Annotated in this window: 1 protein-coding gene; it reads right to left on the bottom strand. The window is 68.6% G+C overall.

The window, feature by feature from the left end; genetic code table 11:
* A partial coding sequence (locus RUU78_RS05730; RefSeq protein WP_313914577.1) for a beta-ketoacyl synthase N-terminal-like domain-containing protein occupies window positions 1-3,111 on the bottom strand: 3,111 nt, incomplete at both ends.

Consider the following 3,111-nt stretch of genomic DNA (forward strand, 5'->3'; position numbering starts at 1 on the left):
AGAACGTGTCGAGGTCCGGCGCATCCGGATAGCGGCCCGACATGCCGATGATCGCGATCGCATCGGGGCTGCCGGCAGCGCGCGGCGCGGCCGATCCGGAACGCGTGGCGTGTACCTCCGGTGTCGGCGGCGTGACATCGCTTGCTTCCAGCATCGGCACCGGCGCGACACTTTCCTCGACCGGGGTCGGCATATGCGTCGGGATTGCTTCGTGCGGGCGCTGGGCCATCAACTGAGTGAGGTACTGGGCCAGCTGCTGCACGTTCGGATGGTCGTAGATCCGCGCCGCCGGCATCGACAGGTCATAACGACGATTGATCATTCGCACCCATTCCACGCCGATGATCGAGTCCAGCCCCATTTCGGCAAAGGGCTTCTGCGGCTCGACGTCCGAAACATCCATGTACAGCGCGTCCGCGAGCGTCCGCATCAGTTCCGCCTGCACCTTGCCCATGTCGGGTATCGTGTCTAGCCGCATCGGCGCAACGACCGCGGGCGCAACCACGGCGGCCTTGACCACGGCCGGGGCAACCACGGCAGGCGCGACGTCGGCGCCCGCGACCGGCTCGCGCTGGACCGCGGCAGCGACGCTCGCCGTCGCTGCACGTGCCGGTGTCGACGTCAGCCGCGTCAGCGCGATGCCGGCCGGCTTGCCGCTTGCACGCGCGGCACGCGGCGCACGCTCGGCCAGCGCGGCGGTCGCTACCAGGGTGATTTCGCGGGCTGTCCCGGCATCATCGCGCGACGGCGCGGCCGTGCCGAACCAATGCAGGTCCCGTGCGAACGGATACGTCGGCAGCGCGATGCGACGCGGCGAAGGCTCGCCGAACAGCGTCGCCCACGGCAGTGCATAACCCTGGCAATACAGGTCCGCCAGCGCGTACAGCGCTTCGTGCGCGTCACGACCGCCGACGGATCCGGTCGATACGCGGTCGATCAGCTCCTGTCCGTACTGCAACAGCGCCTTCTGCCCGCTGAACTCGCGCGACACGATACCGGCGAACACGTTCACGGGCTGTTCGCCGGCTTCGGCGCGCGCGAGCAGGTGCAGCGCATCATCGACGTCCTGCGCCACGACCACGCAGCGATGCGCGAAATGCTGGCGTCCGCACAGCAGCGTGTAGGCGAGCGACTGCACCGCGGCCGCATCCCACGCACGTGATTGCAGCAGCACGCGCAGATCGCGCAGCCGCTGCTGCAGCGCCACGGCGCTCTTCGCCGACAACGCCATCAGCAAGTACGGCGCCACGCCGGTCTGCACCGCTTCGACCGGCGCATCGGCCTCGCGCACTACCATGTGCACATTGGTACCACTCATGCCGAACGCGCTCAGCGCCGCATGGCGCGGTCCGTCCGACAGCCATGGCCGCGTCTGCCGGTTGACGTGGAACGCGCTGCGTTCCCAGTCGATGTATTCGCTTTGCTCCTCGCAGTGCAGGCTCGCCGGGATCTGGCGATGCTGCAGCGCCTGCACCGCACACACCAGGTTCACCAGCCCCGAGGCGGCAAAGGTGTGACCCACATTGCCCTTGGTCGAGGTCAGCGCGCAGAACCCGCGCTCGGCCGTGTGCGCGCCGAACACCTCCTGCAGCGCATTGACCTCCACCGGATCGCCCAGCCGCGTGCCCGTGCCGTGCGTGACCACATAGCCGATCTGTCGCGCATCGATGCCCGCGCGCGCATAGACCTCGCCGATCAGCCGTGCCTGTGCCGCGCCGCTCGGTGCCGTGATGCCATTGGTGTGGCCGTCGTAGTTGATCCCGCTGCCCACGATCACCGCGCGGATCGGATCGCCGTCCGCCTGCGCCCGCGACAGCCGCTTGAGTACCACCGCCACCACCGCCTCGCCCGGTACCAGGCCGTTCGCACGCCGGTCGAACGCATAGCAGCGACCGTCTTCCGACAGCATGCCCGCCTGGGTCATGCCGACGTACGCGTACGGCGCCAGCATCAGGTTCACACCGGCCGCGATCGCGGTGTCGCAGTCCCCGGCGCGCAGGCTGAGACAGGCCTGATGCGCGGCCACCAGGCCCGACGAGCACGAGGTGTTGAGCGCCATCGCCGGACCGCGCAGGTCCAGGAAATACGACAGCCGCGACGCGAGAATCGCATCGTGATTGCTGGTCAGCGTGCCCTGGCCGCCCGACAGCGCCTGATAGTCGCCCTGCTCCACACCCACGAACACGCCGATCGTCTGCTGCGTGCACTGAGCCTGCCCATACGCCGCGTCTTCCAGCGCCTTCCACGCCTCCTGCAGCAGCAGGCGCTGGCGCGGATCCATCGTCAGCGCCTCGCGCGGGGAAATGTCGAAGAACAGCGTGTCGAATTCCGCTACGCCCGGCAGCGTGCCGAGCCACTTGCTCGTGATCTCGCCCTTGCCGTACGCCTCGCGCCAGTCGAACCGCTCCGCCGGAATCTCCGCAATCGCCTCGCGGCCGTCGACCAGCAGGCTCCAGAACTCCTCCACCGTGCGCGCCTGCGCAAAGCGGCCAGCCAGGCCAATGATCGCGATCGGCTCGGGCGTTCCCGTCGTTGCGCTCTGCACCGGTTCGATGCGCTGTGCACGCGCCGGTGCGCGAGAAACCGCGGCTGCTGTCGCTGGCGCTGTCGGAGCCGACAGCGACGGCCCGTAGAACACGCCCAGGCGCGCCTCGTGCTGCGCCAGCAGATAGCTTGCCACTTTCTCAAGGCTGGTCTGGCTGAAGAAGATCGCCGGCGTGACCTCGATCGCGTAATGCCGCGAAATCAGCTGTGCCCACTGCACCAGCGTGATCGAGTCGAAACCGTAGTCGGCCAGGTTTTCCTGCGCGCGGATCTGCTCGCGGTCCAGCTTCAGCAACGCACCGATCTGTTCGCGCAACTCCCACTGCACGCACTGCGCGAGCGTCAGGCCGCGCAACTCAGGACGGCGCGCCGCACCGGCCGCCGCCGGCTCTGGCACCGCGCTCGTCGGCAACGGCGAGTGCATCACTAGCGCACGCTCGATCCGCGCCCGCTCGCCGGAGATCACGTAGTGACCACCCGGCTGCGCCAGCGCACGTTCCCACAGCGCCACACCCTGCGCCGTCGTCAGCGCCTGCTGACCGCTGGCCTGCAGATACAGCTTCGTCG

The organism is Tahibacter sp., assembly GCF_032229445.1.
Classification (GTDB): Bacteria; Pseudomonadota; Gammaproteobacteria; order Xanthomonadales; family Rhodanobacteraceae; genus Tahibacter.